A 26,890-nucleotide genomic window follows, 5' to 3' on the forward strand; every position below is an offset into this window, starting at 1 on the left:
TTCGATGAGTCAAAGTTACAAGGACTATTGACTTGTTTCATCGAGCGCGTCAACACTGCTGACGCAGATTCGACGAAGGGAGTCGCGATGAGCGGAACACGGGCCCCACGCCCGAGCGGCATACGGGCCCCACGGCGCGGCGGGGCCGCCTGGCGCTACTTCGGAGACACCCGGAACTTCCTGATCTCGCCCCAACTGCTGCTGCTCCAGGTCGCCCACCCGGTCGTCGGCGCGGGCGTCGAGCAGCACTCCAACTTCCGCGCCGAGCCGTGGCAGCGCCTGTGGCGCACGGTCTCCTCGCTCAGCACAGTCATCTACGGAGGGCAGGCGGCGGCCACGGCGGAGGCGGACCGGATCCGCGCGATGCACGAGCACCTGAAGGGAGTCGACGATCAAGGGCGCCGCTATCACGCCCTGAACCCGGAGGCGTACCACTGGGTGCACGCGACGCTGGTGCGCGGCGGGTACGACGGCCACCGGATCTTCGGCAAGGGCCTCTCGGCGGCCGACACCGAGGCGTACTACCAGGAGATGCGGGACGTGGGGCGGGTGTGGGGGCTGAGGGACCACCATCTGCCGCCGGACTGGGCCGCGTTCTGCGCGTACTACGACGAGATGGTGCGCGAACGCCTGGAACTGAACCAGTCGGTGCGTGACGTGCTCGACGAGCTGGCGCGCCCGCGGAAACCGCCGGTGCGGTGGATCCCGGCCCCGCTCTGGCGGCCGGTCGGCGCGCTGTCGGCGCACTACGCGCTGCTCGTGAACGTGGGCACGCTGCCGCCGGTCCTCCGCGAGCGGCTCGGCCTGACCTGGACCCCGCGCCAGGAGCGCGCGCTGCGCCGCGTCACCCGGTTCGTCCGGGTCGCGATGGCGGTGGTGCCGCCACCCCTGCGGATCGCGCTGACCATGGCCGTCGCATACTGGAACACACACAAACCGGGCACCGACCGGCGGGCCCGCCGACCCCTGGGAGCCGCGTGATGACCCACCGCCGCCAGGCTCCCGAGCCGCCCCCGCCCGGCGGGGTCCTGTGGGACATCGCGGGCGACGTCCGCGCCCTGCTCGCCCTGCCCGCCGCGCTCACGATGCAGGTCGCGCACCCCGCGGTGGGCGCGGGCGTCGACACGTACTCCGTCTTCCGCACCGACCCGTGGGGGCGCGGCGAGCGGTCGCTGCGCTCGCTGCAGACCTGGGTGTACGGCGGCGAGAGCGCGGCCGAGGAGGGGCGCAGGCTGCGTGAGCTGCACAAGCACATCCGGGGCACGGACGCGCACGGCCGCGACTACCACGCGCTGACGCCCGCCTACTACGCGTGGGTCCACGCCACCGGGTTCCCCGTCTACCACCACGCCCAGAAGTACCTGGGCCGCCCGTTCACCGAGGAGCAGGAGCGGCAGCTGTACGCGGAGTGGCTCCAGGTCGGCCGGATCCTCGGCATCCACGACCGGGACATGCCGCAGACGATCGAGGAGTTCTGGCCGTACTACGCGAAGGTCCTCGCGGACGAGCTGGAGGAGACGGAGGTGGTGCGCGACCTGGTCGCCACGGACCGTCCGGTCCCGCCGCCGGACCGTGGCCCCTACGTGCTGCGGCTGGCCCTGCGCGCCCTGTGGCCCGTGCTCCTGCCACCCCTGGCCCGCTTCCGGCGCTTCATCACGATCGGCCTGATGCCTCCGGACGCGAGGGCGGCCATCGGCCTGCCGTGGACGGACGCCCAGGAGCGGAGGCTGCGCCGCCTCGGCCGGGTGATCCGCGCGGTGGTCCCCCGGCTGCCGGAACGCCTGCGCTACCTGCCGCAGGCTCGCAGGGCTCGGGCGCACCGCAGGAGCACCGGCTGCGCCGGGCTCGTCCTCAAACGCCGACCGGGCTAGTTCCCCCACCCACCCACCCACCCCATCCGCAGGGCTGATTCCCCCTCCCACCCATCCCGTAGGTCGGCCTGATTCCGCCGCCCACCCCGTCCGTCGGCCTGATTCCCCCCACCGCCCACCTCGTCAGCAGGGCTGATTCCCCCCACCCGCCCACCCCGGACCGACCTCCGCCCACCCGCCCTCCCCAGCAGCTGGCTGCCGGGCAATCGGGTGGGTGGGCGGGAGACATCCGCCGCGAAGCGGCGGCTCAGTGTCAGCGACCGTGACCGTGGTCGTGCACACCGTTCGTCGCAGCGATGGACTTCCACGACTTCGGCGCAGCCGGGACCGCGGAGGACCGGGCAATCCCCGCCCCCCGAGCGGCCGGAGCGTCCGGCCGCGAAGGCTGGAACAGCCAAGCGTCGAACAGCGAAGCCAGAGGCTTCCCGGACACCTTCTCCGCGTACTTCACGAAGTCACTCACCTTCGCGTTCCCGTACGCGTGCTCCTTCGGCCACCCCTTCAAGATCGCCGAGAACGACTTCTCGCCGATCTCGTTGCGCAGCGCCTGCAGGGCCAGCGCCCCGCGGTCGTACACGGCGATGTCGAACTGGTTCTCCGGACCGGGGTCGCCCGGCTTGACCTTCCAGAACGGGTCGTCGGCGGGGTGCTGCGCGTACACGTAGTCCGCGAGCTCCTGCGCCGTCCCCTCGCCCTCCTTCTCCGACCACAGCCACTGGCTGTACCGCGCGAAGCCCTCGTTGATCCAGATGTCCTTCCAGCCGTCGACCGACACGCTGTCGCCGTACCACTGGTGGGCCAGCTCATGGACCACGACGGACACGTTGGACCCGTTCGCGAACTGCCGCGGGCTGTAGAACGGCCGCGTCTGCGTCTCCAGGGCGAAGCCGCTGGTCACGTTGGGGACGTAGCCGCCCAGGGCGTTGAAGGGGTACTTCCCGAAGACCGTCTCCAGCCACTCGGCGACCTCGGTCGACCGCTCGATGCTCGCCCGCGCGGCCCCCGCGTTGTCGCCGAGGTCCTTGCTGTAGGCGTTCAGGACGGGCAGACCGTCCGCGGTCTTGTCCGTCGTGATGTCGAACTTGCCGACGGCGAGCGTCGTCAGATAGCTGGCCTGCGGCTTGTTCGAGCGCCAGTTGAAGCGCGTCCAGCCGAGCTTCGAACTCTGCGACTGGAGCACGCCGTTGGAGATGGCCTGCGAGCCGTCCGGCACGGAGACCGAGACGTCGTACGTCGCCTTGTCGAGCGGGTGGTCGTTGGACGGGTACCACCAGGCGGCCGACTCCGGCTCCTGCGCCGCCACGCCGCCGTCCGGCGTGCGCGCCCACGCGGTGAAACCGTTGATCTTCACCTCGGACGGCTTGCCCGCGTACCGCACGACGACGGTGATCGGCGTGCCCTTGGGCAGCCCGGCCGGCGGAGTGATCTCCAGCTCCTGCTCGCCGGACTTCTTGAAGGTGGCCTTCTTGCCGTTGACGCGCACCTCGCTGACCTTCAGGCCGAGGTCGAGGTTGAAGCGGGAGAGGTTCTGCGTCGTGGTGGCGTTGATGGTCGCCGTGCCTTCGAGCAGGTCGGTCTTCGGCTGGTACTTCAGCCGCAGGTCGTAGTGCGAGACGTCGTAGCCGCCGTTGCCGCTGGCCGGGTAGTAGGGATCGCCGATACCCGGGGCTCCGGGCGTGAAGTCGGCGGCCGATGCCGGGATCGCCAGCAGCAGGGAGGCCGCGAGCGCGCCCGGGGCGATGAGTCTGCGGTGCACAAGAGCTCCAAGTCGTACAAGTCGTAGGGGCACTTCGGTAGACGCGTCCGACCCTATTGAGCCCGGTGGTCACGCGTCATGTCCATGGTCGCCACTGTCACACGATCGCCATTCGGCCGACATGTGCCAAAACGCCCCATGAGGCTGTCATCGGCGCGTACCGCCCTCTGTCGCGCGGGAGTTGACCGGTGTACCTTCCGCGCCATGCCGATACGTGCGCGCCGCACGCGCTTGATCTGGAGATCACTGCTGACGGCGGCCCTTGCCGCCCTCCTCGCCACGCTCGTGGCCCCGGGTGCCGCGCAAGGGGCGCCGAGCGCCCCGCGCGAGAGCAAACCCGTCTACTCGTACGAGAGCGCGATCCGCGAATCCGTCTGGGTCGACACGAGGATCGACGGTGACGACGACGGGAAGACCGACCGGGTCGCCGTCGACATCGTCCGGCCCCGCGAACCGGCCCAGCAGGGCCGCAAGATACCCGTGATCATGGATGCCAGCCCGTACTACTCCTGCTGCGGGCGCGGCAACGAGAGCCAGAAGAAGACGTACGACGCGGACGGCAACCCCGTCCAGTTCCCGCTCTACTACGACAACTACTTCGTGCCCCGCGGCTATGGATTCGTCGCCGTCGACCTCGCGGGCACGAACCGCTCCGACGGCTGCGTGGACGTCGGGGGCCGCTCCGACGTCCAGTCCGCCAAGGCCGTCGTCGACTGGCTGAACGGCCGGGCCCGCGGCTACACCACCCGCACCGGCGGCAAGAACGCCAAGGCGTCCTGGACGAACGGCGCCACCGGCATGATCGGCAAGAGCTACGACGGCACCATCGCCAACGGCGTGGCCGCCACCGGCGTCAAGGGCCTGAAGACGATCGTCCCGATCGGCGCGATCTCCTCCTGGTACGACTACTACTTCGCCAAGGGCGCCCCCCTCTACGACAGCGGCCCCGAGTGGCTCTCGGACTACGTGGAGAGCCCCGAGGCGCGGGCCCGCTGCGGTGCCGTGCAGAAACGACTGGTCGACGGCGCGCCGCGCACCGGCGACTGGACCCGGCTGTGGAGCGAGCGCGACCACACCCCGGACGCGGACAAGGTCAGGGCCAGCGTCTTCGCCGTACACGGCATGCAGGACCTGAACGTCCGGATGAAGCACTTCGGCCAGTGGTGGGACGCGCTCGCCGACCAGGGCGTCGACCGCAAGGTGTGGCTGAGCCAGACCGGCCACGTCGACCCCTTCGACTTCCGCCGCGGCGACTGGGTGCGCACCCTGCACCGCTGGTTCGACCACGAACTCCTCGGCTACGACAACGGCATCGACCGCGAGCCGATGGCCGACATCGAGCGCGCCCCCGACCGGTGGACCACCGACCGCGTCTGGCCCCCGCGCGCCACGGACACGGTCAAGCTCCGCCCCGCCAAGGGGACTTCCCCCGGCGTCGGCACCCTGGGCACCCGCCCCGGCACCGGCAGCGAGACCTTCACCGACGACCCGAAGCTGAGCGAGACCGACTGGGCCGCCCAGATCGACACCTCCACCCCCTCGAAGGCCGGGTTCATCAGCAAGCCCCTCGGCCGTGACCTGCGTCTGTCGGGCTCCTCCGAGGTGACCGTCACCGCGACCCCGACGACCCGCACCGCCCACCTCTCCGCGGTCCTCGTCGACCTCGGCCCCGACACCATCCGCGACTACGCGGGCGCCGGCGAGGGCATCACCACGCTTCCCGAACGCACCTGCTGGGGCGCGAGCACCGGCGGCGACAGCTCCTGCTTCAAGGAGACGAAGGCGAAGACCGCCGACGTCGACTACACCGTCTTCAGCCGCGGCTGGGCCGACCTCGGCAACTGGGCCGACGCCCACAAGGGCGGCCCCCTGACGCCGGGCAAGAAGCACACCATCACCCTCGACCTGGCCGCGAGCGACCACGTCGTGCCCAAGGGCCACCGCCTCGCGCTGATCGTCGCGGGCACCGACAAGGACCTCATCGACCCGCCGGCCGACACCCCGACGCTCGCCATCGACCTGTCCCGCACGTCGGCGAAGGTCCCGCTGGTCGGCGGCGCCGACGCGTTCCGCACCTCCTCCGAGAGCGTCGTCCCCCGCGAATCCCGTCTCGACGGCGTGGCCCCGCCGCGTCCGTTCCGCCCCGTACCGGGAGGCAGCACTTCATGAGACCCCGCACCGGCCTCACACCCCGCATCCGCACCCTGGCGCTCGCCTGCGTCACCGCCGCGCTCGCCGCACCGCTCCTGACGGCGCCCGCGCAGGCGACGCCGACCCCGCCCCGCACCGGGTTCGAGGAGAGCAACGGCGCACGCTGGACCAGCCAGCCCGAGGAGCAGAAGCTCCTCGCCGCCGTCGACAAGGCGACCGACCGGGTCTCCGTCTCGCGCATCGGCACCACCAAGCAGGACCGGCCCGTCCAGCTGGTCCGCATCGGTGAACGCCGCACGAAGAACACGGTGTTGCTGATCTGCAGCCAGCACGGCGACGAGCCGTCGGGCCGCGACGCGTGTCTGTCGACGATCCGCGACCTGGCGTACGCGAAGGACAAGAAGACCCGCACGTTCCTCTCGCGCACCACGCTCCTCGTCGTACCGACGGCCAACCCGGACGGCCGCGCGGCCGACACCCGCGGCAACTCCGACGGCGTCGACATCAACCGCGACCACATATCCCTCCAGACGGCGGAGGCCCGCGCCATGGCCGCCGTCATCCGCGACCGGCAGCCGGACTCCATCTACGACCTGCACGAGTACGGAGCGACCCCGAAGTACTACGACAAGGACCTGTTCGACCTGTGGCCGCGCAACCTCAACACCGACGAGGCGGTGCACGAGGAGGCGCAGACCCTGTCCAAGGCCTATGTCAGGCCCGCCGCCAACAAGGCGGGCTACACGACGGGGACGTACGGAATCTGGACCGACCCCGTGACCGGTGACCCGATCAAGCAGACGGCGGGCGACGGCCAGGAGCGCATCCTGCGCAACGTCTCCGGCATCAAGCACGCGGCGGGTCTGCTCATCGAGAGCCGCGTCGACCCGCTCACGGACGCGGAGAAGAAGGACGAGGCGCTGAACAACCGGCGCCGGGTGAAGTCGCAACTGGCCGCCCTCGGCGGCCTGTTCGCCTATGCCGACGAGCGGCGCGGCCGGCTGGAGGCGGCCACCGGCGCGGCCCGCGTCGAAGGCTTCCGTGACCGTGGGCCCGTCTACATCGGCGGCGCGGACAACGACCCCGCCGAGCCGTCCGAAGTGATCCAGGACCCGCCCTGCGGCTACCGCCTCGACGCCGCCCAGTACGGCGACATCAAGGACGAACTGGCGCTGCACGGCGTCACGGTCAAACGGGACGGATCGGGCGCCTATGTGCCGATGCGGCAATCCGCGCGATCTCTCGTACCGTTGCTGCTCGACGAGCGCGCGCCCTACCACCTGGTCACAGGTTCGCCCGACACCCGCTGTTGAGTGATTGATAGGTGCGTCACATGTGGTACTGGGTAGCGGGCCACAGAGTTTGTACGAATGCGAAACCGTGAGAGGTGTGCTTGTGACGCAGGACCAACAGAAAGCGGACGACGGGGGAGGGGACGGGCACCTCATGCATGCCGCGCACGGCGGCAGCCATCCCCAGACCGACCGCATCGTCTTCGGTGTGACCGCCGTGCTCACCCTGGCCTTCGTGGTCTGGGGCGCCGTCGCGACGGACTCGCTCGAGAGCGTCTCCACGAAGATGCTCAACGGCCTGATCCACAACGGTGGCTGGGCCTTCATGCTGGCGGCGAGCGGGTTCGTGGTCTTCGCGCTCTGGCTCGCCGTCAGCCGGTACGGAAAGATCACCCTCGGTGAGGAGGGCGAGGACCCGGAGTTCCGCACCGTCTCCTGGGTCGCGATGATGTTCAGCGCCGGTATGGGCATCGGCCTGATGTTCTACGGCGTGAGCGAGCCGCTCGCCCACTTCACCACGCCCCCGCCGGGCACCGATCCCGCCGACTCCGCGGCGAAGATGGAAACGGCGATGTCCACCACCCTCTTCCACTGGACGCTCCATCCATGGGCGATCTACGCGGTCGTGGGTCTCGCCATCGCGTACAGCACCTTCCGGCGCAAGCGCAGGCAGACCATCAGTGCCGTCTTCACGCCGCTCATCGGCGAGAAGCGCGCGAACGGCGCCTGGGGCAGGGTCATCGACATCATCGCCATCTTCGCGACGCTGTTCGGCTCCGCCGCGTCGCTGGGCCTGGGCGCCCTGCAGATCGGCAGCGGCTTCGAGGTCCTCGACTGGAGCAGTGACGTCCCCACCGGTCTGCTCGTCGCCATCATCGCCGTTCTCACGGTGGCCTTCGTGGCGTCCGCCATCTCCGGTGTGGAGAAGGGCGTGCAGTGGCTCTCGAACATCAATATGGTGCTCGCGCTGCTGCTCGTCGTGTTCGTCTTCATCGCGGGCCCGACCGTCATCATCCTCGACCTGGTGCCGACCTCGATCGGCTCCTACCTCGGCGATCTGCCCCAGCTGATCGGGCGCACCGAGGCGTCGAGCGGCAAGGGCGTGTCGGACTGGCTGGGCAGCTGGACGGTCTTCTACTGGGCCTGGTGGATCTCCTGGACGCCCTTCGTGGGCATGTTCATCGCCAGGATCAGCCGGGGACGCACGATCCGGCAGTTCGTGGGCGGGGTCATCCTGGTGCCCAGCACCGTCAGCCTGATCTGGTTCGCCGTCTTCGGCGGATCGGCGATGAAGGTCAAGGAGGCCGGCGGTCTCGGCGGCGAGTCGACCCCCGAGGGCCAGCTCTTCGGCCTGCTGCACGAGTACCCGATCGCCACGGTGACGAGCCTGCTCGTCATGATCCTCGTGGGCATCTTCTTCGTCTCGGGTGCGGACGCGGCCTCGATCGTCATGGGCACGCTCTCCCAGAAGGGCGCGCTCGAACCCGGCAAGCTGGTGGTCGTCTTCTGGGGTGTCGTGACGGGAGCCGTGGCGGCGATCATGCTGCTCATCGGCGACGGTTCGGGCAACGCCCTCCAGGGCCTGCAGAATCTGACGATCCTGGTGGCCGCGCCCTTCACCCTCGTGATGATCGGGATGTGCGTGGCGCTGATGAGGGACCTGCGCCACGACCCGCTGATCGTCCGGGGCGAGCACGGCACGGACGCCGTCGAGAAGGCCGTGATCGCGGGCCACGAGCAGTACGACGGTGACTTCGAGATCCGCATCGGCCCGAGCGACAACGGCAACGGCGACGACGAGGAGAGCGGGGCCACGAAGGTCTGAGTTCTCTTCTCCCCGCTCTCAGGAGGCGGCCGCTTCGTTCGCGAGGCTGCCGCCTCCTGCGCGTCGTCGTCCAGCCGGGGAACGCCTTGTACGCCATCGACCATGCGTACGCCGATCGGGGGCACACCACGGTCATCCGCCCCGTTTGTCCCGGGAGCGCAGCGGAATGCGGGATGCCGTGCTCACATCACCGCCCAGATGGGGATACTCACACCATGTCTGCCGAGTACGCGACTTTCGGTCTGGCACCGGCCATGCGCGCCGGTGGAGTTCTCGCCAACGGTGACTATCAAGTCCACCGGGATTTCGTCGACTTCATCGTGAACGGGCGCCCGCTGCTGTTCCAGCTCTCCGACCTCGACGCCGTCTCCCCACTCGCCTCCGACGTCCCCCCGGCGATCTTCACCCACCACGTGCGCGGACTCCTCCTGGAGGCGCAGGCCCCCCTGCGCGACGACCGGCACGTCATCTACGGCTGTCCCGAGTGCGAAGGCCTGGAGTGCGGGGCGGTCACGGCCGTCATCGAGCGGGCACCGGACGGCACCGACGCCTACATATGGCGGGACTTCGCCTGGCAGACGGCCGAGCGGGCCGACATGGAACGCAACGGCTACCACGGCATAGGGCCCTTCCGCTTCGAGGGCGCCGCATACCGGGACGCGCTGGGGCAGTTGCTGGCCCGCGGCGAACCCGCGGCGCGCCGCAGGGTGCTCCTGATCGGCGCCCGTGTCGCCGTCCTCGCCAAGCTCGCGGCGGCGCTGCGCACGATCGGTGTCGGCGCCGAGATCGCGGCGGACGCGGCGGGCGTGCCGCCGGACGAGCTGCGGACGTACGGGGCGGTGGTCTTCGGGCGGGCCGTCCCGGCGGCGACGCGCGCGGGGGTGCGCGCGGCGTTCGAGGGGGCGGGGCTCCAGGTCGCGTACGTCGACGGGCTCGCCCCGATCATCCCGCTCCTGGTCGCCCAGATAGAACACGCCCTGGACCGCAGCCCGTTGGAGCTGCGCCGCCTGACGCGGCTCGGGGCGGCGGACGGCGCGGCGGACGTCGAGATCACCTCGACCTGCCGGGTCCAGCTCATCGCGTACCGCCTCGACCTGCTCTCCCGCACCCAGGTCCACGAGGTCTTCGACGGTGTCCTCGCGCCGGGGGAGCACCGCGTCGAGCTGGACGCGAAGGCGACGAAGGGGGAGTCGTTCGTGGTGGCGCGCACGACGGACAGCGTTCTGGTGGCACCGATAGTGAGGTGATCGGCAACTCCGAGGCGTCGAGGCTCCTTCCTGTGTGACGTGGCTCGCATTTCTGTGCGGCGGGCTGCGGGCCTGGACGTGGGCCCGGGTCCGGCGGGCCCACCCGGAAAAACCGAGCGGCCCGCACCTCGCCTAAACTCGACCCCCTGATGACCGCAACCCTCGTCGCCAAGAATCTCGCCGCCGGCCACGGCGACCGCTCCCTCTTCTCCGCCCTGGAACTGGTCGTCGCCCCCGGCGACGTCATCGGCCTGGTCGGCGCCAACGGCGCCGGCAAGTCGACCCTCCTGCGCCTCCTCGCGGGCCTCGACACCCCGGAGACCGGCGAACTGCGCCTCTCCCCGCCCGGCGCGTCCGTGGGCCACCTCCCGCAGGAGCCCGACCGCCGCCCCGGCGAGTCCATCCGCGGCTTCCTGGCCCGCCGCACCGGCGTCGACGAGGCCCAGCGGACCATGGACGAGGCCACCCAGGGCCTGGTCGACGGAACCCCGGGCGCGGACGACGCGTACGCGCTCAGCCTGGAGCGCTGGCTCGCGCTCGGCGGCGCCGACCTGGACGAGCGGGCCGAGGAGGTCGCCGCCTCTCTGGGCCTCGGCGTCGGCCTCGACCAGCCCATGACCTCACTCTCCGGCGGCCAGGCCGCCCGCGCGGGCCTCGCGTCGCTGCTCCTCTCGCGCTACGACGTGTTCCTCCTGGACGAGCCCACCAACGACCTCGACCTGGCGGGCCTGGACCGCCTGGAGAGCTTCGTACGCGGACTGCGCGCCGGGACGGTGGTCGTCAGCCACGACCGCGAGTTCCTCACCCGCACCGTCACCAAGGTCCTCGAACTCGACCTCGCCCAGCAGCAGATCCACCTCTACGGCGGCGGCTACGAGGCCTATCTGGAGGAGCGCGAGGTCGCGCGCCGCCACGCCCGCGACGAGTTCGACGAGTACGCCGACAAGAAGGCCGCGCTCGAAGGCCGCTCCCAGATGCAGCGGTCCTGGATGGACAAGGGCGTCAAGAACGCCCGTCGCAAGGCGGGCGACAACGACAAGATCGGCCGCAACTTCCGCAGCGACGCCAGCGAGAAGCAGGCGTCTAAGGCGCGCCAGACACAGCGCATGATCGAGCGGCTCGACGTCGTGGAGGAGCCCCGCAAGGAGTGGGAGCTGCAGATGGAGATCGCGTCGGCGCCGCGCTCCGGCAGCGTCGTCGCCACCCTGCGCGAGGCCGAGGTGCGCCGCGGCGCCTTCACCCTGGGGCCCGTGACGCTCCAGATCGACTGGGCGGACCGGGTGGCGATCACCGGCGCGAACGGCGCGGGCAAGTCGACCCTCCTCGGCACCCTGCTGACCCGCATCCCCACGGACGCGGGCCACGCGGCGCTCGGCTCAGGGGTGCTCGTCGGAGAGGTGGACCAGGCCCGCGCGCTGTTCCACGGACCGGAGTCGCTCCTGGACGCGTTCTGCGCGGCCGTGCCCGACACCGAACCGGCCGAAGTGCGCACGCTGCTCGCCAAGTTCGGCCTGAAGGCGGCCCACGTCCTGCGCCCCGCGGCCACGCTCTCCCCGGGCGAGCGCACCCGGGCGGGTCTCGCGCTGCTCCAGGGCCGGGGCGTCAATCTCCTGGTCCTGGACGAGCCGACGAACCACCTCGACCTGCCGGCGATCGAGCAGCTGGAGTCGGCCCTCGACGCGTACGAGGGCACGCTGCTCCTGGTGACGCACGACCGCAGGATGCTGGACGCGGTGCGGGTCACGCGAAGGCTGGAGGTGACGGAGGGCAAGGTGACCGAACTGTCGCCCTGACCTCCGCCGACCCCCGCCGGATCAGCGCCTCTTGGGGTCCAGGAGCCCGGCCCGCCGCAGCGCGTCCGCCATCGCGTCATTGGCCGGCGGCGGGCCCTGCTGCCGCTTCCCCTGACCGCCGCCCTGGCGCTGGGGGCGCTGTCCGCCGCCCTGCTGCCGCTGCTGCGGGGGGCGCCCGCCGCGCTTGGGGCGCTCCTCGCCGGTGTCCGCCGCCGCCTCGTCGTCCAGGCGCAGCGTCAGCGAGATCCGCTTGCGCGGAATGTCGACGTCCATCACCTTCACCTTGACGATGTCGCCCGGCTTCACCACGTCCCGCGGGTCCTTGACGAACGTCCTGGACATCGCGGAGACATGCACGAGCCCGTCCTGGTGGACGCCGATGTCCACGAAGGCGCCGAACGCCGCCACGTTCGTGACGACCCCTTCGAGGACCATCCCGGAGGCCAGGTCGGAGATCTTCTCGACGCCGTCCTTGAAGGTCGCCGTCTTGAACGCGGGACGCGGGTCGCGCCCCGGCTTCTCCAGCTCCTTGAGGATGTCGCTCACGGTGGGCAGGCCGAAGGACTCGTCCACGAACTCGTCCGCACGCAGCGAGCGCAGCGTCGCCGTGTCGCCGATGAGCGACGCGACCTCGCCGCCCGTCTTCTTGGCCATCTTGCGCACCACCGGATACGCCTCGGGGTGCACGCTTGAGGCGTCCAGCGGGTCGTCGCCGCCGCGGATGCGCAGGAAGCCCGCGCACTGTTCGTACGCCTTGGGGCCAAGGCGCGCCACGTCCTTGAGGCCCTTGCGCGACGCGAAGGGGCCGTTCGCGTCGCGGTGCGACACGATGTTCTCGGCGAGTCCGGCGCCGATGCCGGAGACCCGGGCGAGCAGCGGGGCGGACGCCGTGTTCACGTCCACACCGACGCCGTTCACACAGTCCTCGACGACCGTGTCGAGCGAGCGCGACAGCTTCACCTCGGAGAGGTCGTGCTGGTACTGACCGACGCCGATGGACTTCGGGTCGATCTTCACGAGCTCGGCGAGCGGGTCCTGCAGGCGGCGGGCGATGGACACGGCGCCGCGCAGCGACACGTCCATGTCCGGCAGCTCCTGCGAGGCGAAGGCCGAGGCGGAGTACACCGAGGCGCCCGCCTCGGAGACCATCACCTTGGTGAGGTTCAACTCCGGGTGCTTGGTGATGAGTTCACCGGCGAGCTTGTCCGTCTCGCGCGACGCCGTGCCGTTGCCGATCGCGATCAGGTCGACCGCGTGCTCCTTGGCGAGCTTCGCGAGGGTGGCAAGGGACTGGTCCCACTTGTTGGCCGGGACGTGGGGGTTGATGACGTCCGTCGCCACGACCTTGCCGGTCGCGTCGACCACGGCGACCTTCACGCCCGTACGGAAACCGGGGTCGAGCCCCAGTGTCGCGCGGGTGCCCGCGGGCGCCGCGAGCAGCAGGTCGCGCAGGTTCGACGCGAAGACCCGCACGGCCTCGTCCTCGGCGGCGGTGCGCAGCCGCAGGCGCAGGTCGATGCCCAGGTGCACCAGGATGCGGGTCCGCCAGGACCAACGCACGGTGTCCTGAAGCCACTTGTCCCCGGGGCGACCGCGGTCGACGACGCCGAAGCGGTGGGCGACCATCCCCTCGTACGAGGACGGGCCCTCCGTGGCCTCCTCCGGTTCGAGGACGAGGTCGAGCACGTCCTCCTTCTCGCCGCGCAGCATCGCCAGGACGCGGTGCGAGGGCAGCTCCTTGAAGGGCTCGGCGAAGTCGAAGTAGTCGGCGAACTTGGCGCCCGCCTCCTCCTTGCCCGCGCGGACCTTCGCGGCGAGCCGTCCGCGCACCCACATGCGTTCGCGCAGCTCGCCGATCAGGTCGGCGTCCTCGGAGAACCGCTCGGCGAGGATCGCGCGGGCGCCGTCCAGGGCGGCCTGCGGGTCGGCGACGCCCTTGTCGGCGTCGACGAAGGCCGCCGCCGCGGCGAGCGGCTCCACCGACGGATCGCCGAGCAGGCCGTCGGCCAGCGGCTCAAGGCCTGCCTCACGGGCGATCTGCGCCTTCGTACGGCGCTTCGGCTTGAACGGCAGGTAGATGTCCTCGAGGCGCGCCTTGGTGTCGGCGGCGCGGATCTGCGCCTCAAGATCGTCGGTGAGCTTGCCCTGCTCGCGCACCGAATCGAGGATCGCGGTGCGCCGGTCCTCGAGCTCCCGCAGATAACGCAGCCGCTCCTCGAGCGTGCGCAGCTGCGCGTCGTCGAGCATCTCGGTCGCTTCCTTGCGGTAGCGAGCGATGAAGGGCACCGTCGAGCCGCCGTCGAGCAGCTCGACGGCAGCCTTCACCTGCCGCTCCCGTACGCCGAGTTCTTCGGCGATCCTGCCTTCGATCGATGCTGGAGTGGACGTCTGCAGAGGTGCCACGTTTCCCGCCTTCTCACTGGGGTTGCGGGGCAATTGTGGCAGGTGGCGCCGACAGCGGGGGGATCAGACCCGGCGTGCCCGCCCCGCTCGGCCGCGCGTCCGGCCGCCCGACCGGCGCCCCGATCGCCGTGTGGAGCTCGAGGCACCGCCGAAGAGCCGGGCAACGGCGCGGAACGGCAGCGTCACCACGGTGGCGAGTGCCGCGCCGATCTGGCGCAGGACATCTGCGATCGCTCGGAACACGGGATTTCCCCTTTCGTCGCCCGGTCCGGCGCGAAGCGCGCGGGACCGGAGACGGACGAGTACCTCGCGGGGCGCCGTCCATGCCTGCGCCGTGCGGGTGGCTACTCCTTGCCGAGCAGATCCGCCGGGAACGCACCCGCCTGGAGCGCCGCGCCGGCGAACACCGTGCCCAGCTCCGTCAGGCGTTCGACGCCCGCCGCGCCCAGGTGCTCGTACGGTGCCCGGTCGAGGCGGTCCGTGGCCTCCTCGACGTCCTTGCGCAGCTCGACGCCCGCCTGCGTCAACTCGGTCCCGCCGTCATGGAGTCCGCGGGCGTGCAGCCGCCGCACGGCGGCGTCCCAGTCGTCCTGGTTCCAGCCGCGCGTGGTGAAGTTCCACTTCGGCGTCATGCCCTTGCCGGTCGCGGTGTGGCTCACCAGGGCCTCCAGGCCGTCGAGTTCGGCGTACTGGAGAGCCGTGAGGTGTCCGTCGCCGCGGTGCTCGCGCAGCAGCGTCGCGGCGTGCCAGAGCGCGAGGTGCGGCTGCTCGGGGACGGGCAGGTCCGCGTGGGCGGCGTAGAGCGGGCGGGCCGAGCGGGAGCAGGCCTCGGTGGCGCGCAGGGCGAGCCCGGCCGCCTCCGCCATCTCCGGGGACGCGAGGGCCTCATCGCCGAGGAGGCGCCGCAGGGTCGTGTCGACGGCCCGCAGCCGCGCCGCCAGGACGTCCTCGGGGGAGGCGGTGCGCCAGATGGCGGGCACGTGCTGGGCGACGAGGTCGTGCCGGTAGTTGTAGAACGCCGCCGTGACCACTCCGGCGCCGACCGGTCCCATCGCCGCCGTGCGGACGGCGAAATTGACCGCCCGGGGGTTGGTGATCCCGAGCTCGGCCAGCTCGCGCCCCGCGTCGGGCGAGAAGTAGTGCGTCGAGTGCAGTGCGTTGAGCACGTTGTGGCATCGACGTCCCGCGCGCGGGTGCAGCGCGGCGGCCGGGGATGGGGGCGTGAGAGAAGTCATGGAGGCACGCTACCGACTGGTTGGTATGAGGTGAAGCCCGGGGCACGGCCACGGCAGGACCGCCCCGCCGCCGCATGCGCCCATGGCAGGAAAAGTGGGCCATTCGTCATTGCGGCCATCTCCCGCGGGGCCAAGAATCATGGGCATGGAGCAGCGAACTGTCCTGGTCGTCCTCTTCGACGGGGTCCAGAGCCTCGACGTCACGGGGCCGGTGGAGGTCTTCGCGGGCGCCGCTGCCTGCCGCGGCGGCGACACGTCGGCGTACCGCATCCGCACCGCGTCCCTGGACGGCGCCCCCGTGCGCACGACCAGCGGGCTCACGCTCGTACCGGACTCCTCCCTGGCCGATGCCCCCGTGCCGCACACCCTGGTCGCCCCGGGCGGTCTCGGCAGCCGCGAGGCGGACCCCCGCCTGATCGACTGGCTGCGGACGAACGCCCCGCGCGCCCAGCGCCTGGTCTCGGTCTGCACCGGCGCCATCCTGTACGCCGAGGCCGGCCTCCTGGACGGCCGCCGGGTGACCACCCACTGGGCGTACTGCGCCGAGCTCGCCCGAGACCACCCCGCCATCGAGGTCGACCCCGACCCGATCTTCGTGCGCGACGGCCATGTCGCGACGTCCGCGGGCGTGACCGCCGGCATCGACCTGGCCCTGGCCCTGGTCGAGGAGGACCTGGGCCGGGAGGAGGCGCTCACCGTCGCGCGCCATCTCGTCGTCTTCCTGCGGCGTCCGGGGAACCAGGCACAGTTCAGCGCCCAGCTCGCCGCGCAGACCGCCCAGCGCGAGCCCCTGCGCGAGGTCCAGCAGTGGATCACCGAACACCCGGCCGAGAACCTCTGCGTCGAGTCGCTCGCCGCCCGCGCCCGGCTCTCGCCCCGGCACTTCGCCCGCGCGTTCCAGACGGAGACGGGGATGACGCCGGGCAAGTACGTCGAACGCGTCCGCGTCGAGCACGCGCGCCGCCTCCTGGAGGAGACCTCCCACGGGGTCGAGGAGGTCTCGCGCGCCTGTGGCTACGGCACCCCCGAGGCCATGCGCCGGGTCTTCGTCAAGACTCTCGGGGCGGCGCCCGCCGAGTACCGGCGGCGCTTCCACGCCCCTCTCGCCCCTCAGCAGGCACCCGCCCTCAACGGATAGGCAGCCCTCCATGCAGATCGCCATCGCCCTGTTCGAACGGTTCACCTCCCTGGACGCGGTCGGTCCGTACGAGACCCTCAGCCGCATGCCCGGCGCCGAGACCGTCTTCGTGGCGCAGCGCCCCGGCCCGGTGCGCAACGACAGCGGCTCCCTCGCGCTCGTCGCCGACCGCGCCTTCGCCGACGTACCGGACCCCGACATCCTCGTCGTCCCCGGCGGCCCGGGGCAGAGCGACAACATGGCGAACGAGGCGCTCCTGGGCTGGCTGCGCTCCGCCGACGCCACCAGCACCTGGACGACGTCCGTGTGCACCGGCTCGCTCCTGCTGGCCGCCGCCGGGCTCCTGAAGGGCCGCCGGGCCACCTCGCACTGGCTGGCCCTCGCGGAGCTGGAGCGGTTCGGCGTCGAGCCGACGGGGGAGCGGGTGGTCTTCGACGGCAAGTACGTCACGGCGGCCGGGGTCTCCTCCGGCATCGACATGGGGCTCGCGCTCATCGGCCGGATCGCGGGCGAGGAGCAGGCCCAGACCGTGCAGCTCCTGACGGAGTACGACCCGCAGCCGCCCTACGACGCCGGGTCCCCGCAGAAGGCCCCCGCGCACCTGGTGGAGAAGTTCCGCGCCGGGAGCCGCTTCAGTCAGTAGCGGCGCCGCCGGGAGTCCAGGTGAAACGCGGCTCGCGGCGCTCCAGGAAGGCGGCGACCCCCTCGGCGGTGTCGCCTCCGGCGCGCGCCTGCCCGGTCCAGTACGCGTCCCGGTCCGTGTGCCCCGCCGCGAACTCCTTGGCCGCGGCCTGCGTCAGCTGCGAGCGCGCGGCGAGGACCTTGGTGAACTCCGCGACCCGCTTGTCGAGTTCGCCCGCGGGCAGCACCTCGTCCACCAGACCGGTGTGCAGCGCGCGCCCGGCGTCGATCAACTCACCCGAGAACAGCAGGTACTTGGCGGTGGCGGGCCCCACGAGCGACACCAGGCGCCGGGTGGACGAGGAGGGGTAGACGATGCCCAGCTTCGCCGGAGTGATCCCGAACAGGGCGCCCTCGTCGGCGAACCGCAGGTCGCAGGCCGCCGCGAGCTGGCTGCCGCCGCCCACGCAGTGCCCGCGCACCGCGGCGAGCGTCGGTTTGGGGAAGGCGGCGAGCGCCTCCTCGGCCCGCACCGCCAGATCCTGCGCCTCGCCGGGTGACTCCCGCAGCGAAGAGATGTCGGCCCCCGCGCAGAAGGTCGCGCCCTCGCCGGTCAGCACGACCGTCCGTACGGCCGGGTCGGCGGCGAGCCCCGCGAGCAGCGGCGGCAGCTGTCGCCACATGTCCGCCGTCATGGCGTTGCGCTTGGCCGGATGGTCGATGACGACGGTGGCGACGCCGTGGGTGACGGCCTGCCTCAGCTGCGGCTCCATGCGCAGGATGCTATCCGCACTGCTCGAACGTACGATCAAGAAGGGGTGGCCCTGAGAACTCTGCGCAGCCGGGGGAAGCAGGACGGAGACGCTGATGGCCCGACCCAAGAACGCCAGGCCCGCCGCACCGGAGGCCCAGGGCGCCAAACAGCTCAACCGCAGCCTCGGCTGGCTGGCCCTGATGGGCGTGATCCTGGCGGTGGCGGGGATCGTGGGCCTGGTCTACACCGGCGTCGCCACCCTGACCTCCATGCTCCTCTTCGGCTGGCTGCTCCTGATCGGCGGTTTTGTCGGACTGCTGCACGCGGTGCAGTCCCGGGGCACGAACTTCTTCTGGCTCGGCGTGGTCGTGGCCGCGCTGAACCTCGCCGCCGGTGTCGTGATCATCCGTAGGCCGGATGTGGCGGCGGAGGCGCTGACGATGTTCGCGGCGCTGCTGTTCCTGACCGGCGGCGTGTTCCGGCTTGTCGGCAGTCTGGTGGTGCGCGGCCCGCAGTTCGGCTGGACGCTCGTGCAGGGCGCCTTCGGTCTCCTTCTCGGCATCCTGGTGCTCGCCAACTGGCCCAGCAGCAGCCAGTACGTGATCGGCTGCTTCTTCTCGCTCGCGCTGCTCTTCGACGGCCTGGGCCTGCTCGCCGCGGGCCTGGGCGGGCGCCGGATCGTGAGCATGGTTGCCGATGGGCCGGGAGCCGGGCAACCCGTACAACCCGAAGAAAGCTTGAAAGCGAAACCGGACGGACAGGAGCAGTCACACAACTGACGTGGATGTGCGTCAGTGATCAAAAACCGTCGATAGTCGCTGACTTCTGGTCAGTTATCCGGTCCGGACCAGGGCATTCCCAACACTCGATGCGTGGTGACAATCGAGCGCAAGGGCGGCGACCGGACGATGGACGACGACGGGAGGGGGCCCGGCCCGCTCCCTCCGGAGACCGGAAAGGTTCCGTACGAAGGAGTGTGGCGGTTCACTGCCGCCGCCGTCGATGCCTCGGTGCCCCAGGCGCGGCACGCGGTACGTGACCTGCTCGCCCGGCAGGGTGTGCCCGCCCCGGACGACCTGGTGCAGGGCCTGCTCCTGATCGTCTCCGAACTGGTCACCAACGCGGTGCGGCACGCGGCGCTGCTCTCGCCGATGCTGGCGGTGGAGGTGGCGGTGGGCGCCGAGTGGGTGCGGGTCTCCGTGGAGGACGACCACCCCTACCGCCCGACCGCCCTGGTGACCGACCACGGCCAGACCGGGGGCCGCGGTCTCCTCCTCGTCCGTGAGATCACGCAGGAGGCGGGCGGTGCCTGCGACGTCGAACAGACCGCGAGCGGGGGCAAGGTCATCTGGGCGGCCCTGCCCCTGAAGCCCAACGGCTGCGCCTAGCAGGGGAGTTGACTCACCAGCCGGCGGACGGCCCCGTCAGTTCCCGGACGGCGGGGCGCGCCGCGTCCAGGACGGTCATGAACCACGCGGAGAACGGTCCCTTCGCATGCCGCTCGGCCAGTTCGGCGGCCGTCACGAACGCGGTCCCGCCGACCTCGGACGCATCGGGCCGCAGCGGCGACTGGACCATCCCCACGAAGAGATGGTTGAACTCCTGCTCCACCAGGCCCGAGTCGGGGTCCGGGTGGTTGTAGCGCACGGTGCCCGCCTCCGCGAGCAGCGAGGGCGAGACACCCAGCTCCTCGTACGTCCGGCGCGCGGCGGCCGCGAACGGCGCCTCGCCCGGGTACGGGTGGCCGCAGCAGGTGTTCGACCAGACGCCGGGGGAGTGGTACTTGCCCAAGGCGCGCTGCTGCAGCAACAGCCGCCCCTGCTCGTCGAAGAGGAAGACGGAGAACGCCCGGTGCAGCTGCCCGGGCGCCTGATGCGCGGAGAGTTTCTCCGCTGTGCCGATCGTCCTGCCGTCCTCGTCCACGAGTTCCAGCAAGATCGCTTCTCCGGTGCCGTTCGACGAGCTGTTCGCCGCGGTGGCAGGTGTGGTCGGCATACCCATCCTTCGCTTCGGTCTTCGAGCTTCAAGTCTGCCGTACGCGAGGGGCCCTATCGGCAAGGAACCACCGAAGCCACTCTCAGGGTGCGTCAGTGGCAGAGCTTCGCCTCGTGCTCCGCGTGGCCGACCGGCTCCAGCTGGAACGTGCAGTGCTCGACGTCGAAGTGGTCGCCCAGGCAGCCCTGAAGCTCGTGCAGCATCTTCTCGTGGCCGATCGCGTTCAGCGTCTCGGTGCTGACGACCACGTGTGCGGACAGGACCGGCATCCCCGACGTGATGGTCCAGGCGTGCAGGTCGTGGACGTCCTCGACGCCCGGCAGATCCAGTATGTGCGAGCGGACCTCGGCCATGTCGACGCCCTTGGGCGCGGACTCCAGGAGCACGTTCAGGGTCTCCCGCAGCAGCTTCACCGTACGCGGGACGATCATGAGGCCGATGACCAGCGAGGCGATCGGGTCCGCCGCCTGCCAGCCGGTGGTCAGGATGAGCACCGCCGCGACGATGACCGCCAAGGAGCCCAGCGCGTCGGCCATGACCTCCAGGAAGGCGCCACGCACGTTCAGGCTGTCCTTCTGGCCGCGCATCAGGAGCGAGAGCGAGATCATGTTCGCGACGAGGCCGATGACGCCGAAGACGATGGCGAGGCCGCCCTCGGTCTCGGCGGGCGTGATGAACCGCTCGATCGCCTCGTACAGGACGTAGCCGCCGACGCCGAGCAGCAGCAGACAGTTGGCGAGTGCGGCGAGGATCTCGGCGCGGGCGTAGCCGAAGGTGCGGTTCTCCGTCGCCGGGCGGTTGGCGAACTGGATCGCGAGCAGCGCCATGCCCAGGCCCAGCGCGTCCGTGGCCATGTGCGTCGCGTCCGCGATGAGCGCGAGCGAATCCGCCATGATGCCGCCGACGATCTCGACCACCATGACGGTGATCGTGATCGAGAGCGCGATGCGCAGCCGCCCTCGGTACGCCGCCGTCGCCGTCCCCCCGTGCGTGTGCCCGTGGTCGTGCCCAGCCCCCATGGAAGCCGCCTCCGTGTGCTCGGTATCGGTCGTCTGTTCCCTGGTCGCGCGTCTGTCGCGATCACAGTGAACTACGGGTGGGGGGTATCCGGCAACACGGCACTGAACACCGTTGTCATATGCTCTGACCTGCGGAAATGACCGCAGGTCAGAGCGTCGGAACGATCAGGAGCGGCGCGCCTCGGGGTGGTGGAGGCACCAGCCGTCCCACGCGGATTCGACCATCTCGCGTACGGAGCGCCGGGCCTTCCAGCCCAGCTTTTCGGCGGCGAGACGCGCGTCCGCGACGGCGCGCGGCGCGTCGCCCGCTCGGCGCGGTTCGACGAGCGCCGGGCGCCCGTCGCCGGAGATCTCGCCGATGAGGGTGACGAGTTCGCGTACGGAAACACCCTCGCCGCGGCCGATGTTCACCGTCAGGTCGCCCTCGGGGTGCGCCTCGACGCGGCGGGCCGCCGCGAGGTGGGCGTCGGCGAGGTCGGCGACGTGGATGTAGTCGCGGACACACGTGCCGTCCGGGGTCGGGTGGTCGTCGCCGAAGATGCGCGGCGCCTCGTCGTTGCGCAGCCGGTCGAAGACCATCGGGACCACGTTGTAGACCCCGGTGTCCGCGAGCTCGGGGGACGCCGCGCCCGCCACGTTGAAGTAGCGCAGGCACACGGTCGCGATGCCGTGCGCCCGGCCCGCCGCCCGCACCAGCCACTCCCCGGCGAGCTTCGTCTCGCCGTAGGGGTTGATCGGGACGCACGGGGTGTCCTCCGCCACCAGCTCCACGTCGGGCGGGTTGCCGTACACCGCGGCCGACGAGGAGAAGACGAACCGCTTGATCCCGGCGTCGGCCACCGCTTCGAGCAGCGTCACCAGGCCGCCCACGTTCTCCCGGTAGTAGCGCAGCGGCTGCTCCACGGATTCGCCGACCTGCTTGCGCGCCGCGAGATGCACCACACCCGTCACGCCGTGCTCGGCGAAGACCCGCCGCAGCAGCTCACCGTCGAGCGAAGAGCCCCTGATGAGAGGGATGTCCGCCGGCAGCCGCTCGGGCACCCCGGCCGAGACGTCGTCCAGGACGACGACCCGCTCCCCGGCGCCGGCCATCGCCCGCGCCACATGTGCCCCGATATATCCCGCTCCACCTGTGATCATCCATGTCATGGGCGTCGACTTTATGTCGTTTGTGCCGGTCGAACGAAGCGCGGTTTGTGGGTGCCGCCCCCGATCGACCATGATGATCGAGTTGGCACGGGCCCTCGCAGGCCGTGCTTATCGGGCCGTAAACAGGCGGTGAACGCCTGCTTCCAATCATCCGATAGCCTCTGCCGACGTGCCGCCCGGCCGCTGCCGGCCTGGGGCGCCCCTCATCACGCACGTGCCCGGCGCGAGCCGCGCCGGCAATCAAGGAGTGAGTTCGTCTGTCGACCGCCATCCTGACCGGTCAGCCGGTCCCCGGGTCGCCGCTCGAAGGCGATCTGCGGTCCCTGGGGTTTGACGTCCGCATCGCCTCCGACGCGGCGGACACCGAGACGCTGCTTGCCGCCGTCCCCGCCGGACAGCGGGTCGCGGTCGTCGACGCGCGTTTCGTGGGCCACGTCCACGCGCTTCGCCTCGGCCTGACGGACCCGCGCTTCGCCGCGTCGGCCGTCCCCGGCGCCGTCACCGCCCAGCCCGAGGCCAGGGCGGACCTGACGCGCGCGCTGCAGGCCACCACCGGCTCCGGCACCACGGGCGGCTCGGCCCTGACGGTCGAGGCACTCGCCGACCAGGCGGCGCAAACGATCGAAGCCGAGGGCCGCGCGGTCCACCGCCCCGACCTCGGCACCCTCGTCGCCACCGTGCCCAGCGATCCGCAGACGCGGAACGAGGCACGGCAGGCCGTCGCCGCCGTGGACGACGAAGCCGTACGCCTGCGCACGGCCGTCAAGTCGCGGGACGGCTTCTTCACGACGTACTGCGTCTCCCCCTACTCGCGCTACATCGCCCGCTGGTGCGCGCGCCGCGGCCTCACCCCGAACCAGGTGACCACCGCCTCGCTGGTCGTCGCGCTGATCGCGGCGGGCTGCGCGGCCACCGGCACCCGCGGCGGCTTCGTCGCGGCCGGCCTGCTGCTGCTCTTCTCCTTCGTCCTGGACTGCACGGACGGGCAGCTCGCCCGCTACTCCCTGCAGTACTCGACGCTGGGCGCCTGGCTCGACGCGACGTTCGACCGCGCCAAGGAGTACGCCTACTACGCGGGCCTCGCGCTCGGCGCCGCCCGCGGCGGCGACGACGTATGGGCGCTGGCGCTCGGCGCGATGGTCCTGCAGACCTGCCGGCACGTCGTGGACTTCTCCTTCAACGAGGCAAACGCCGACAGCATCGCCGCGACCGCCAACACCAGCCCCACCGCGGCACTCTCGGACAAGCTCGACAGCGTCGGCTGGACGGTCTGGCTGCGCCGGATGATCGTGCTGCCGATCGGTGAGCGCTGGGCGCTGATCGCCGTGCTCACCGCGGTCACCACGCCGCGCATCACCCTGGTCGTACTGCTCGTCGGCTGCGCGCTCGCCGCCTGCTACACCACGGCGGGCCGCGTCCTGCGCTCGCTGACCCGCAGGGCGACCCGCACCGACCGCGCCGCACAGGCGCTGGCCGACCTCGCCGACTCCGGGCCGCTCGCCTCCGCCTTCGCGGCGCTGGGGCGCGCCGCCCTGCCGGTGCCCGCGCCGGTGCTCGCCTTCGCCGGCGGCGCGGCCATCGTCTGCGTGGCGGGTCTCACGTCCTACGGCAGCCCGTGGGTCGTCGTCGCCGCGGTGATCTACGTCATCACTTCGGGTCTCGCCGTCGCCCGCCCCCTCAAGGGCGCCCTCGACTGGCTGGTCCCGCCGTTCTTCCGGGCGGCCGAGTACGGCACGATCCTGCTGCTCGCCGCCAAGGCGGACGTGAACGGCGCCTTGCCCGCGGCTTTCGGACTGGTGTCCGCCGTCGCCTACCATCACTACGACACGGTGTACCGCATCCGCGGCGGCGCGGGCGCGCCGCCGCACTGGCTGGTGCGGGCGATCGGCGGGCACGAGGGCAGGACGCTGGCGGTCGCACTCGCCGCCGCTCTGCTCACCGACACAGATTTCACCGTCGCGCTCACGGCACTCGCCGTGGCCGTGGCACTCGTGGTGCTCGTCGAGAGCATCCGCTACTGGGTGACCGCCCACAAGCGCGGCGCACCCGCCGTACACGATGAAGGAGAACCCGCATGATCGGCCTTGTGCTGGCGGCCGGCGCCGGACGGCGTCTTCGCCCCTACACCGACACGCTTCCCAAGGCCCTGGTGCCGGTCGACGGTGACACCACCATCCTCGACCTGACCCTCGGCAACTTTGCGGAGATCGGTCTGACCGAGGTCGCGATCATCGTCGGTTACAAGAAGGAAGCGGTCTACGACCGCAAGGCGGCGCTCGAGGAGAAGTACGGCCTCAAGCTCACGCTGATCGACAACGACAAGGCCGAGGAGTGGAACAACGCCTACTCCCTCTGGTGCGGTCGTGACGCGATCAAGCACACCGTGATCCTCGCCAACGGCGACACCGTGCACCCCGTCTCCGTCGAGAAGACGCTGCTCGCCGCCCGCGGCGACGGCAAGAAGATCATCCTCGCCCTCGACACGGTGAAGAACCTCGCCGACGAGGAGATGAAGGTCATCGTGGACCCCGAGAAGGGCGTCCAGAAGATCACCAAGCTGATGGACCCGGCGACGGCCACCGGCGAGTACATCGGTGTCACGCTCATCGAGGGCGAGGCCGCCGAAGAGCTGGCCGACGCCCTGAAGACCACCTTCGAGCGCGACCCCGACCTGTACTACGAGGACGGCTACCAGGAGCTCGTCAACCGCGGCTTCAAGATCGACGTGGCGCCGATCGGCGACCTCAAGTGGGTCGAGATCGACAACCACGACGACCTCGCCAAGGGTCGGGAGATCGCGTGCCAGTACTGACGAGGCTCATCCCCTCGCCGGTCGTCGTCGACATCCGGCCGGGGGCGCTCAACGACCTGGCCGGTGTCCTCGCCGACCAGCGGATCTGCTCGTCTTCCGGCAAACTCGCCATCGCGATCAGCGGTGGCTCCGGCGCGGTACTGCGCCAGCGGCTCGAACCGTCGCTGCCCACCGCCGAGTGGTTCGAGGTCGGCGGCGGCACGCTCGATGACGCCATCAAGCTCGCCGACGCCATCAAGAAGGGCCGCTACGACGCGGTCGTCGGCCTCGGCGGCGGCAAGATCATCGACTGTGCCAAGTTCGCCGCCGCGCGGGTCGGCGCGCCGCTGGTCGCCGTCGCGACGAACCTGTCGCACGACGGCCTGTGCTCGCCGGTCGCCACGCTCGACAACGACGCGGGCCGCGGCTCGTACGGAGTGCCGAACCCCATCGCGGTCGTCATCGACCTCGATGTGATCCGTGAGGCCCCCGTGCGCTTCGTGCGCTCCGGCATCGGCGACGCCCTGTCCAACATCTCCGCGATCGCGGACTGGGAGCTGGCCGCACGCGAGCGCGGCGAGGACATCGACGGGCTCGCGGCCGCCATGGCGCGCCAGGCCGGCGAAGCCGTCCTGCGCCACCCCGGCGGTGTCGGCGACGACGCCTTCCTGCAGGTCCTCGCCGAGGGTCTGGTCCTCACCGGCATCGCGATGTCCGTGTCGGGCGACTCCCGCCCGGCGTCCGGCGCCTGCCACGAGATCAACCACGCCTTCGACCTCCTCTTCCCCAAGCGCGCGGCGAGCCACGGCGAGCAGTGCGGCCTGGGCGCGGCCTTCGCGATGTTCCTGCGCGGGGCCCACGAGGAGTCCGCGTACATGGTGGAGGTGCTGCGCAGGCACGGCCTTCCCGTGACGCCGGAGGAGATCGGCTTCACCGTGGACGAGTTCGTCCAGGTCGTGGAGTACGCCCCGCAGACGCGCCCCGGGCGCTACACGATCCTCGAGCACCTCAATCTGAATTCCGACCAGATCAAGGACGCATACGCCGACTATGCCAAGGCCATCGGTAGCTGAACTCCGCCCCGTCGTTCACCCCGCAGGGGTGAAGGACCGGCGCAGCGGTGAGCACTGGGCGGGACGCCTGTACATGCGAGAGATCTCGCTGCGCTGCGACCGCTACCTGGTGAACACCAGGATCACGCCCAACCAGCTCACGTATCTGATGACCGTGGCCGGCGCCCTCGCCGCCCCGGCGCTTCTGGTGCCGGGGATCACGGGCGCCGTGCTCGGCGTGATCATGGTCCAGCTGTATCTGCTGCTCGACTGCGTCGACGGCGAGATCGCCCGCTGGCGCAAGCAGTACTCCATGGCCGGCGTCTACCTGGACCGCGTCGCCGCGTACCTGTGCGACGCCGCGGTGCTCGTCGGCTTCGGCCTGCGCGCCGCCGACCTGTGGGGCTCGGGCCGCATCGACTGGCTGTGGGCCTTCCTCGGCACGCTCGCCGCGCTCGGCGCCATCCTGATCAAGGCGGAGACCGACCTCGTCGGTGTCGCCCGGCACCAGCAGGGCCTGGCGCCGGTCAAGGAGTCGGCCTCCGAGCCGCGCTCCTCCGGCATGGCCCTGGCCCGCAGGGCCGCGGGCGCCCTGAAGTTCCACCGGCTCGTGCTCGGCATCGAGGCGTCCCTGCTGATCCTGGTCCTCGCGATCGTGGACTCGGTCCGCGGCGACCTGCTCTTCTCGCGCATCGGTGTGGCCGTCCTGGCCGGCATCGCGATGCTGCAGACCCTGCTGCACCTCGTGTCCATCCTCGCCTCCAGCAGGCTGAAGTGAGTGCGGCGGGGAGCCGGCCC

22 protein-coding genes and 1 pseudogene are annotated in these 26,890 nt (G+C 71.0%); 15 read left to right on the forward strand and 8 right to left on the reverse strand.

Translation table 11 applies throughout. The features are described 5' to 3' along the window. Window positions 1-87 precede the first annotated feature (87 nt). Together ACZ6ZP_RS10485 and ACZ6ZP_RS10490 are read left to right on the forward strand one after the other, a co-directional pair. Window positions 88-981, forward strand: a complete 894-nt coding sequence (locus tag ACZ6ZP_RS10485) for an oxygenase MpaB family protein (protein ID WP_399973922.1) — start codon at window positions 88-90, stop codon at window positions 979-981. Continuing rightward, window positions 981-1,871, forward strand: coding sequence for an oxygenase MpaB family protein (locus tag ACZ6ZP_RS10490; RefSeq protein WP_469406357.1), 891 nt, complete (start codon window positions 981-983; stop codon window positions 1,869-1,871). Before ACZ6ZP_RS10485 ends, ACZ6ZP_RS10490 begins: the two co-directional genes overlap by 1 nt. Before the next feature lie 253 nt (window positions 1,872-2,124). Here ACZ6ZP_RS10490 and ACZ6ZP_RS10495 read toward each other — a convergent pair whose 3' ends face one another. Then, complete coding sequence (locus ACZ6ZP_RS10495; protein WP_351161150.1) at window positions 2,125-3,627, reverse strand: M1 family metallopeptidase; 1,503 nt, start codon at window positions 3,625-3,627, stop codon at window positions 2,125-2,127. A 204-nt stretch (window positions 3,628-3,831) separates the two neighbouring features. On the opposite strand from ACZ6ZP_RS10495, the gene ACZ6ZP_RS10500 reads away from it, so the two are divergent. The 5 genes from ACZ6ZP_RS10500 (at window position 3,832) to ACZ6ZP_RS10520 (ending at window position 11,935) form a co-directional block, all read left to right on the forward strand. Continuing rightward, window positions 3,832-5,796, forward strand: a complete 1,965-nt coding sequence (locus tag ACZ6ZP_RS10500) for a Xaa-Pro dipeptidyl-peptidase (protein WP_469406359.1) — start codon at window positions 3,832-3,834, stop codon at window positions 5,794-5,796. Then, window positions 5,793-7,091 carry a M14 family metallopeptidase gene (locus ACZ6ZP_RS10505; protein WP_351161154.1) on the forward strand — a complete coding sequence of 433 codons (1,299 nt, stop codon included), beginning with the start codon at window positions 5,793-5,795 and terminating at the stop codon, window positions 7,089-7,091. The genes ACZ6ZP_RS10500 and ACZ6ZP_RS10505 overlap by 4 nt, the downstream gene beginning before the upstream one ends. 133 nt (window positions 7,092-7,224) lie before the next feature. Continuing rightward, a complete protein-coding gene (locus ACZ6ZP_RS10510; RefSeq protein WP_351161688.1) occupies window positions 7,225-8,895 on the forward strand; it encodes a BCCT family transporter in 1,671 nt (556 codons plus the stop codon). A gap of 215 nt (window positions 8,896-9,110) precedes the next feature. Beyond that, window positions 9,111-10,142, forward strand: a complete 1,032-nt coding sequence (locus ACZ6ZP_RS10515) for an oxidoreductase (protein ID WP_361461428.1) — start codon at window positions 9,111-9,113, stop codon at window positions 10,140-10,142. Between the two features lie 149 nt (window positions 10,143-10,291). Next, on the forward strand, window positions 10,292-11,935 hold the full coding sequence (locus tag ACZ6ZP_RS10520) for an ABC-F family ATP-binding cassette domain-containing protein (protein WP_469406361.1): 1,644 nt from the start codon (window positions 10,292-10,294) through the stop codon (window positions 11,933-11,935). Between the two features lie 21 nt (window positions 11,936-11,956). Here ACZ6ZP_RS10520 and ACZ6ZP_RS10525 read toward each other — a convergent pair whose 3' ends face one another. From ACZ6ZP_RS10525 to ACZ6ZP_RS10535, 3 genes and pseudogenes are all read right to left on the reverse strand, one after another. Then, window positions 11,957-14,338 carry a Tex family protein gene (locus tag ACZ6ZP_RS10525; RefSeq protein WP_469406362.1) on the reverse strand — a complete coding sequence of 794 codons (2,382 nt, stop codon included), beginning with the start codon at window positions 14,336-14,338 and terminating at the stop codon, window positions 11,957-11,959. Between the two features lie 120 nt (window positions 14,339-14,458). Then, window positions 14,459-14,581 (reverse strand): annotated as a pseudogene (locus ACZ6ZP_RS10530) (LPFR motif small protein); the annotation flags it as partial. A 101-nt stretch (window positions 14,582-14,682) separates the two neighbouring features. Beyond that, window positions 14,683-15,573, reverse strand: coding sequence for an SCO6745 family protein (locus ACZ6ZP_RS10535; RefSeq protein WP_351161165.1), 891 nt, complete (start codon window positions 15,571-15,573; stop codon window positions 14,683-14,685). Window positions 15,574-15,718: 145 nt separating this feature from the next. Between ACZ6ZP_RS10535 and ACZ6ZP_RS10540 the strand changes: the two genes are divergently transcribed. Beyond that, the gene (locus ACZ6ZP_RS10540) at window positions 15,719-16,711 is read left to right on the forward strand and encodes a GlxA family transcriptional regulator (RefSeq protein WP_399973942.1); all 993 of its coding nucleotides are present in this window, start codon (window positions 15,719-15,721) and stop codon (window positions 16,709-16,711) included. A 10-nt stretch (window positions 16,712-16,721) separates the two neighbouring features. Beyond that, complete coding sequence (locus tag ACZ6ZP_RS10545) at window positions 16,722-17,354, forward strand: DJ-1/PfpI family protein (protein WP_361461416.1); 633 nt, start codon at window positions 16,722-16,724, stop codon at window positions 17,352-17,354. Here the strand turns inward: ACZ6ZP_RS10545 and ACZ6ZP_RS10550 are convergent. After that, window positions 17,344-18,105 (reverse strand): enoyl-CoA hydratase/isomerase family protein, encoded by a 762-nt coding sequence (locus ACZ6ZP_RS10550; RefSeq protein ID WP_469406364.1) that lies wholly within the window; start codon window positions 18,103-18,105, stop codon window positions 17,344-17,346. The two genes, ACZ6ZP_RS10545 and ACZ6ZP_RS10550, sit on opposite strands and share 11 nt — an antisense overlap. Before the next feature lie 94 nt (window positions 18,106-18,199). Between ACZ6ZP_RS10550 and ACZ6ZP_RS10555 the strand changes: the two genes are divergently transcribed. Beyond that, complete coding sequence (locus ACZ6ZP_RS10555) at window positions 18,200-18,865, forward strand: HdeD family acid-resistance protein (RefSeq protein WP_351161174.1); 666 nt, start codon at window positions 18,200-18,202, stop codon at window positions 18,863-18,865. Window positions 18,866-18,958: 93 nt separating this feature from the next. Beyond that, window positions 18,959-19,474, forward strand: coding sequence for an ATP-binding protein (locus ACZ6ZP_RS10560; RefSeq protein ID WP_383823295.1), 516 nt, complete (start codon window positions 18,959-18,961; stop codon window positions 19,472-19,474). Window positions 19,475-19,487: 13 nt separating this feature from the next. Here ACZ6ZP_RS10560 and idi read toward each other — a convergent pair whose 3' ends face one another. From idi to galE, 3 genes are all read right to left on the reverse strand, one after another. Continuing rightward, window positions 19,488-20,081: an isopentenyl-diphosphate Delta-isomerase gene (gene idi / locus ACZ6ZP_RS10565; protein WP_351161176.1), complete on the reverse strand. Its 594-nt coding sequence runs from the start codon at window positions 20,079-20,081 to the stop codon at window positions 19,488-19,490. Window positions 20,082-20,173: 92 nt separating this feature from the next. After that, a complete protein-coding gene (locus tag ACZ6ZP_RS10570; protein ID WP_351161179.1) occupies window positions 20,174-21,100 on the reverse strand; it encodes a cation diffusion facilitator family transporter in 927 nt (308 codons plus the stop codon). A 165-nt stretch (window positions 21,101-21,265) separates the two neighbouring features. After that, a complete protein-coding gene (gene galE, locus ACZ6ZP_RS10575) occupies window positions 21,266-22,249 on the reverse strand; it encodes a UDP-glucose 4-epimerase GalE (RefSeq protein WP_361461405.1) in 984 nt (327 codons plus the stop codon). A 257-nt stretch (window positions 22,250-22,506) separates the two neighbouring features. On the opposite strand from galE, the gene ACZ6ZP_RS10580 reads away from it, so the two are divergent. The 4 genes from ACZ6ZP_RS10580 to ACZ6ZP_RS10595 are packed head-to-tail and all read left to right on the forward strand — an operon-like array spanning window position 22,507 to window position 26,870. After that, window positions 22,507-24,327, forward strand: coding sequence for a DUF5941 domain-containing protein (locus ACZ6ZP_RS10580; protein WP_399974381.1), 1,821 nt, complete (start codon window positions 22,507-22,509; stop codon window positions 24,325-24,327). Further along, entirely contained in the window at window positions 24,324-25,061 is a 738-nt protein-coding gene (locus ACZ6ZP_RS10585; RefSeq protein WP_351161184.1) for a phosphocholine cytidylyltransferase family protein, read from the forward strand. Before ACZ6ZP_RS10580 ends, ACZ6ZP_RS10585 begins: the two co-directional genes overlap by 4 nt. Continuing rightward, complete coding sequence (locus ACZ6ZP_RS10590; RefSeq protein ID WP_351161186.1) at window positions 25,049-26,113, forward strand: iron-containing alcohol dehydrogenase family protein; 1,065 nt, start codon at window positions 25,049-25,051, stop codon at window positions 26,111-26,113. The genes ACZ6ZP_RS10585 and ACZ6ZP_RS10590 overlap by 13 nt, the downstream gene beginning before the upstream one ends. Then, entirely contained in the window at window positions 26,091-26,870 is a 780-nt protein-coding gene (locus tag ACZ6ZP_RS10595) for a CDP-alcohol phosphatidyltransferase family protein (RefSeq protein WP_249586469.1), read from the forward strand. Before ACZ6ZP_RS10590 ends, ACZ6ZP_RS10595 begins: the two co-directional genes overlap by 23 nt. Window positions 26,871-26,890 lie beyond the last annotated feature (20 nt).

The organism is Streptomyces sp. NPDC054047, assembly GCF_055585065.1.